The following is a 6,631-nucleotide window of genomic DNA, read 5'->3' on the forward strand; positions in this document are numbered from 1 at the left end:
CGTCAGGCGGCGGCCAGCCGGGCGTAGAGGCCGCCGCGCGCGGCCAGCTCGGCATGGTTGCCGATCTCGGCCAGCCGCCCGCCCTCCAGCACGGCGATGCGGTCGGCGTGGCGCACGGTCGCGAGGCGGTGCGCGATGATGAGCGTGGTGCGCCCTTCGGCCAGCCGGTCGAGCGCGGCCTGGATCTCGCGCTCGGTCTCGGTGTCCAGCGCCGAGGTCGCCTCGTCGAGGATCAGGATGGGCGGGTTCCGCAGGAACACGCGGGCGATGGCGACGCGCTGCTTCTGCCCGCCCGAGAGGGTGACGCCCCGCTCTCCGACGATCGTGTCGAGGCCCAGGGGCAGGGAGTCGATCAGCGGCCCGAGGCGGGCGAGGTCGGCGCTCGCGCGGATCTCGGCCTCGGTGGCGTCGAGGCGGCCATAGGCGATGTTCTCGCGCAGGGTGCCGCCGAACAGGAACACGTCCTGGCTGACGATGCCGATCTGGCGGCGGAGCGAATCGAGCGTCAGGTCGCGCAGGTCGATGCCGTCCACGGTGATGCGCCCCGCCGCCGGCTCGTAGAAGCGGGGCAGGAGCGCCAGCGCCGTCGTCTTGCCCGCGCCCGAGGGGCCGACCAGCGCCAGCGTCTCGCCGGGGCGCACGTCGAGGGTGAGGTCGCGCAGCACCGGGCGCGCAGGGTCGTAGCCGAAGCCCACGCCCTCGAACCGCACCGCGCCCGACAGGGGCGGAGCGGGGCGCGCGTGGGGCGCGTCGGCGATGTCGGGCTCGGTGGCGAGGAGTTCGAGGTAGCGGCGGAAGCCGGCGATGCCCTTGGGATAGGTCTCGATCACGGCGGCGATCTTCTGGAGCGGCTGCACGAAGACGCCGGCCAGAAGCACGAAGCCCACGAAGCCGCCGGTGGACAGGCTGCCGTCCAGCACGAACCACGCCCCGGCGACCAGCACGACGACCTGGATTCCGCGCATCGCCACGTAGTTGAGCGAGGTGGACACCGCCATGGTGCGATAGGCGTCGAGCTTGGCGGCGCGGTAACGGGCGTTGTCGCGGGCGAAGAGCGCGCGCTCGTGGTCCTCGTTGGCGAAGGACTGCACGACGCGGATGCCGCCCACGGCCTCCTCCAGCCGCACGTTGAAGTCGCCCAAGCGCCCGAAGATCGTCCGCCAGGTGTCGGTCATGCGCCCGCCGTAGACGGTGACCAGCGCCACGGTCGCGGGCACGATGGCGAGGGTGAGGAGCGCGAGCGTCGGGTGGATCGCCGCCATCAGCGCGAAGGCCCCGGCGAAGGTCATCACGGCGATGAACAGGTCCTCGGGGCCGTGGTGGGCGACCTCGCCGATCTCCTCCAGGTCGCGCGTCACGCGGGCGACGAGGTGGCCGGTGCGCTGCTTGTCATACCAGCGCCAGGACAGGCGTTGCAGGTGGTCGAAGGCGCGGGCGCGCATGTCGGTCTCGATGCCGATGCCGAGCTTGTGGCCCCAGTAGGTGACGACCGCCATCAGCCCGGCGTTCAGCAGGTAGACGAGCAGCAGCGCGCCCCCGGCCAGCACCGTGAGCGCGAGGTCGCCGCGCGGCAGAAGGTGGTCGATGAAGCCGCGCACCGCCAGCGGGAAGGCCAGCTCCAGCAGCCCCGAGGCGACGGCGCAGCCGAAGTCGAGCCAGAAGAGGCCCCGGTAGGGGCGGTAGTAGGCGGCGAACTGGCGGAGCATGGCGGCGGTCCTTGGCGGCGGCAGGGCGGTCCTATCGCATGGGGCGGCTTGGAAACAGATGCGCCGGAGCCCGAGGGAGGCTCCGGCTTCGGGCGGCATTGGGGCCGCCCGGACTTCCGCAAGGGTCGGACTCCCCGCTCAGAAGCTCTTGCGGACGGCGAGGCTGACGTTGCGGCCCTCGCCCTGGTAGCACCAGTAGGCGGACTGGCAGGCGCTGATGTAGTCCTCGTCCGTGAGGTTCGAGATGTCGAGGCTGGCGGTCCAGCCGCCCTCGAAGTCGTAGGACACGCCGGCGTCGTAGAGCGTGTTCGACGGCACCTTGAGGGTGTTCTCGTTGTCCACCCAGGATTCGCCCAGCAGGCGCACGCCGGCCGAGACGGTCAGGCCCTCCACGGCGGCGGGTTGCCACGCGACGGACAGGGCGGCCTGCTCCTCGATCACGACATAGGGCGTGTTGCCGACGATGGCCGCGTCGATGTCGTCCACGATCTCGACGTCCAGCTTGGTCACGCTGGCCCGGTAGCTCAGGCCCTGGGCGATCTCGCCCTGCGCCTCCAGCTCCACCCCGCGCGAGCGGACCTCGCCCAGTTGGAAGTAGTCGTAGCCGGTGCCGTTCCACCGGGTCTGGCTGATGTTCTCGCGCGTGGTCTCGAAGGCGGCGAAGGTGAGGAGGGTCCGCTCGTTCGGGGACCACTTCACGCCGGCCTCGACCTGACGCCCGGTCTCGGGCTCCACCTCGTCGCCGGCGGGGTCGTTGACGACCTGCGGGTTGAAGTAGGTGCCGGCGGTGACGTAGGGCACCACGCCGCCGATCTCCTTCGCCAGGCCGACGCGCCACGAGAACTCGCCGTCCTCGCGGTCCACGCCGGCTGTGCCGGTGGCCTCGTTGGTGCCGGCCTCGGTGTGCACGACGTCGTAGCGGCCGTTCAGCGTGGCGATCCAGCCGTTGCCCCAGCGGACCTGGTCCTGCGCGTAGAGGCCGAGGCCGGTCTGCGTCAGCTCCTGGTCGATGTAGGGCGTCGTGTCGGGCTGGGCCGCGCCGTAGACGGGATCGGCGGCCGAGAGGCCGGTCGCCGCGTCCGGCCAAGCAACCGAGGCTTGCACCTGGTCGAGCTTGTAGCGCTTGGCGTCGAGCCCGAACAGGAGTTGGTGCTCCAGCGGGCCGGTGGCGAGGGTGCGTTCAAGCCGGAGGTCGTTGTTCAGGCTGGTCGCCGTGGTGTCGTGCTGGAAGTAGATGCGCGCCAGCGTGGCGGCCTCGTCCTGCGGCACGAGCGTGAAGCCGGCGTAGCCGTAGGCGTAGACCGAGCTTTCCTCGACATGGGCGCGGGCGAGGCGGGTGGTGTTGGTCAGCCGCCACGCGCCGATGTCCTGCCGGTAGATGCCGGTCAGCAGCCATTGGTTGCGGACGTAGGAGTCATAGCCCGGCTCGCCGGTGTTGAAGTATTCGTCGAAGGTGCCGAAGGTCGTGGGCTCGACGGTGCCGGTGTAGGGCAGCCACGCGCCGCCGACGTGATCCTCGTCCATGCCGGTATAGCTGGCGGTCAGCGTCAGGGTGCCGCCGTTGGCGAAGGTCTTGGCGACGCCGCCGGTGACGACGCCCTCCAGCCCGTCCTCGAAGGCGCCGTGGCCGTCCACCCGCTGGAGCTTGGCCCCGAAGCGGTAGGCGAGCCCGCCGGACGTGGTGCCGCCCTGGTCGTAGCTGCCCCAGATGCGGCCCTGCGTGTCGGACCCCAGCTCGGCCAGCGCGCCCGGCTCGCCGCCCGGCAGGCGGCTGACGTAGTTCACCACGCCGCCGGGGTTGGACGCGCCGTAGAGCATGGAGGAGGGGCCGCGGAGCACCTCGATCCGTTCGAGGAGGAACGGGTCGATGTAGAAGCCGCCGAAGGCGTAGGAATAAAGCTGGAGCCCGTCGAGGAAGACCCCGGTCGCGGTGGCGTCGAACCCGCGCGAGAAGATCCAGTTGGTGTCGCTGTCGTAGGCGTAGGGCGCGGCCTGCACGCCGGCGGTGTAGGCCAGCGCCTCGTCCACCTTGGCGGCGTTGGTGGCGGCGACCTGCTCGGCGCTGACGACGCTGACGGACTGGGGCACCTCGGTGATCGGCGTCGGGGTCTTGACGCCGGTCAGGGTGAAGGGGTTCGCCCGGTCGCCCACCGGGTCCGCGCCCAGCACCGAGAAGGTGATCGCGCCCAGGTCCACCGTCCCGGCCGGGGGCGTGGCTTCCTGCGCCGCCGCGAGGGCGGGGAGGAGCGCAACGAGCGCGGTGCGGCCCAGGAGCTGCGCGAGGCGGGGTCTGCGTGTCATCGGGGTGGTCCTTCCATCGGGGAACGGCCGCGCGGACCGGGAGCCCCGGCGCGGCCTGCTGTTTTCCGAGCGTTTATGTCGGATTTCTACCCTGGTCTTGAACGATCCTGTCGTGTCTTGCAGGAGCCTGCTGGAAACGTCAGTCGAGCGCGGCCCGGCGCCAGGCCGCCGGGGTGGTGCCGGTGGCCTCGCGGAAGGCGCGGGTCAGGTGCGCCTGGTCCGCGAATCCCGTCGCCGCCGCGATCTCGCCGATGGGGGTGGCAGCGGTCCGCAGCATCGCCTGCGCCGCCTCGATCCGCAGCCGGGTCAGGTGGCGGGCCGGGGAGGCGCCCACGCTGCGCCGGAAGGCATGGGCGAACCAGCTTTCCGACAGGCCGGCGGCGGCGGCCAGCTCGGCCACGCTCAGGCGGCGGTGCATCCCGGCGCGCATCAGGTCGGTCACCCGGCGGATCTGCGCGGGCGAGAGGCCGCCCGCCGGCCGGGGCCGCGTGGGCGCGGGGCGCAGGATCAGGCCCAGCATCGCGGTGGCGAGACCCTCGGCCACGAGGTCGTCGCCCCCAGGCCCCGCCACCTCCCGCGCCAGCAGCGCGGCCAGCCGTTCCACCCCCGGATGCGCGTCGAGCAGCACCGGCCGGTCGAGCGCCGCGCGCCCTTCCAGCCGCTCGCGCAGCGGCGCGTTGGCGAGGTGAAGGTCGAGATGGCGGAAGGGGCGATCGGCGGCCACGCGGCTCCAGATCGGCTGGCCGGCGGGGATGAAGGCGACCTTGCCGGCCGCCGGCCCCCCGGGGCGGTCGGACAGGCCGACGGGCGACGGGCCCTCGCCCAGGAACACGACCAGCCGGGGATCGGGCGAGACGTAGTGGCCGCCGCCGCCGGGCTCGCCGGCGGCCTCCCAAAGGTCGGCGACCGCGCCGCTCCACGCCCGCCAGCGCAGCGCGGCGACCGGGCGGATGCCGTCGAGGACGGCGGTCATGTTGGGTCGGAACGCCATGAAGCCTCCGGGCCGGACGGATTGCGCCGCAAGGGGAGGGGGTGGCCCGGGTCGCGCGGCCGGCCGCCTGCGGGTCGCCGCGATCCCCGTCCGATCGTCGGGCGGGGATACTTGACGATTTCTGTCGGGTAGCATAGCCCGGCAGCGACGTCGAGTCCGGTCCCCCTCGGGGCCGGGCCTCGGCCCCTCCGCCGGCCCCGGGCCGGTGGCGGGTTCCCCAGGATCCGGCCAGCCCGACGCCAGCCATGCCCGGATCGTGACCCTTCTGCCCGAGCGAGGCCCGCGACCCATGCCCGACCCGTCCCGACCCGACCCGTCCAGACCCGACCCGTCCCGACCCATCCCGACCCATTCCATCCCGACCCGTCCCGCCCTGGCCCTGTCGGCCGCCCTGCTGATCCCCGTCGCGGCCGTGGCGCAGGACGCCGCGCCGCCCGCCGCCGCGCCCACGCCCGCGCTGTCGCTGGAGCTGAACGACGCCGCCGCCTCGGACGGGGGCTGCCGCCTGACCTTCCTGGTCGAGAACGGCCTGGGCACCGATCTCGCGGCGCTGTCGCTGGAGACGGCGGTGCTGGGGGCGGACGGACGGGTGCGGCAGGTGACGCTGTTCGACTTCGGCGACCTGCCCCAGGGCCGCCCGCGCGTCCGGCAGTTCGACCTCGCGGGGACCTCGTGCGAGGGGATCGGGCAGGTGCTCGTCAACGGGGTGGCCTCCTGCGAGGGGACCGGGGTCGAGGCCAGGGCCTGCCAGTCGGGGCTCGCGCTGACGAGCCGCACCGCCATCGAGCTGATCGGCTGAGGAGCGACCCATGGAACCAGCGACCGACTATGGCATGTGGGGGTTGTTCGCGCATGCGACCTGGGGGGTGAAGCTCATCATGCTGGGGCTGGTGGGGGCTTCGGTGTGGTGCTGGGCGGTGATCGTGGACAAGCTGGTGCAGCTGCGGGCGGCGCGGGCGGAGGCTCGGGTGTTCGACCGGGCCTTCTGGTCGGGCGAGCCGTTGGACGGGTTGTACGAGCAGATCGGGCCTGCGCCGCGGGGGCGCAGCCAGCGGGTGTTCGCGGCCGGCATGGGCGAGTGGCGGCGCTCCCACGACGCGGGGGGCGGGCTGATCGCGGGGGCGCAGGCGCGCATCGAGCGGGTGATGGACGTGGCGATCGCCAAGGAGGGCGAGGCGCTGACGCGGGGCTTGGGGGTGCTGGCGACCGTGGGGGCGACGGCGCCCTTCGTGGGGCTGTTCGGGACCGTGTGGGGGATCATGAACAGCTTCATCGGCATCGCCGAGAGCCAGAACACCAACCTCGCCGTGGTGGCGCCGGGCATCGCCGAGGCGCTGCTGGCGACGGGGCTGGGGCTGCTGGCGGCGATCCCGGCGGTGGTGTTCTACAACAAGCTGAGCACGGACGCCGAGCGGGTGGTGGGGGGCTACGAGGCCTTCGCCGACGAGTTCGCCACCATCCTGTCGCGCCAGACGGCCGCCCAGATGGCCACCCAGGCGGGCACCCAGGCGGGCACCCAGGCGGGGGCGGCGGGGGCCGCCACGCCCGGCGCGGCGGCCTGAGGGGGCGGGGGCGATGGGCGCGAGCATCGGGGGCGCGGGCGGCGGGGCCGGGCGGCGCGGGCGGCGGGGCC

The 6,631-nt window shown here is 73.2% G+C and carries 5 protein-coding genes; 2 read left to right on the top strand and 3 right to left on the bottom strand.

Going from position 1 to position 6,631, the window contains the following annotated elements; genetic code table 11:
• Window positions 1–2 precede the first annotated feature (2 nt).
• The 3 genes from J2Z33_RS13445 to J2Z33_RS18745 all read right to left on the bottom strand — a co-directional run bounded on the left by J2Z33_RS13445 (window position 3) and on the right by J2Z33_RS18745 (window position 4,998).
• A complete protein-coding gene (locus J2Z33_RS13445) occupies window positions 3–1,706 on the bottom strand; it encodes an ABC transporter ATP-binding protein (protein WP_209841895.1) in 1,704 nt (567 codons plus the stop codon).
• 138 nt (window positions 1,707–1,844) lie between these two features.
• The gene (locus J2Z33_RS13450) at window positions 1,845–4,007 is read right to left on the bottom strand and encodes a TonB-dependent siderophore receptor (RefSeq protein ID WP_209841897.1); all 2,163 of its coding nucleotides are present in this window, start codon (window positions 4,005–4,007) and stop codon (window positions 1,845–1,847) included.
• A gap of 139 nt (window positions 4,008–4,146) precedes the next feature.
• Window positions 4,147–4,998 (bottom strand): helix-turn-helix domain-containing protein, encoded by an 852-nt coding sequence (locus J2Z33_RS18745; RefSeq protein WP_209841899.1) that lies wholly within the window; start codon window positions 4,996–4,998, stop codon window positions 4,147–4,149.
• A 289-nt stretch (window positions 4,999–5,287) separates the two neighbouring features.
• On the opposite strand from J2Z33_RS18745, the gene J2Z33_RS13460 reads away from it, so the two are divergent.
• Window positions 5,288–5,797: a hypothetical protein gene (locus J2Z33_RS13460; protein ID WP_209841901.1), complete on the top strand. Its 510-nt coding sequence runs from the start codon at window positions 5,288–5,290 to the stop codon at window positions 5,795–5,797.
• A 10-nt stretch (window positions 5,798–5,807) separates the two neighbouring features.
• Window positions 5,808–6,560 (top strand): protein TolQ, encoded by a 753-nt coding sequence (tolQ, locus tag J2Z33_RS13465; protein WP_209841903.1) that lies wholly within the window; start codon window positions 5,808–5,810, stop codon window positions 6,558–6,560.
• Window positions 6,561–6,631 lie beyond the last annotated feature (71 nt).

This window comes from Rubellimicrobium aerolatum (assembly GCF_017872975.1).
GTDB lineage: Bacteria > Pseudomonadota > Alphaproteobacteria > Rhodobacterales > Rhodobacteraceae > Rubellimicrobium > Rubellimicrobium aerolatum.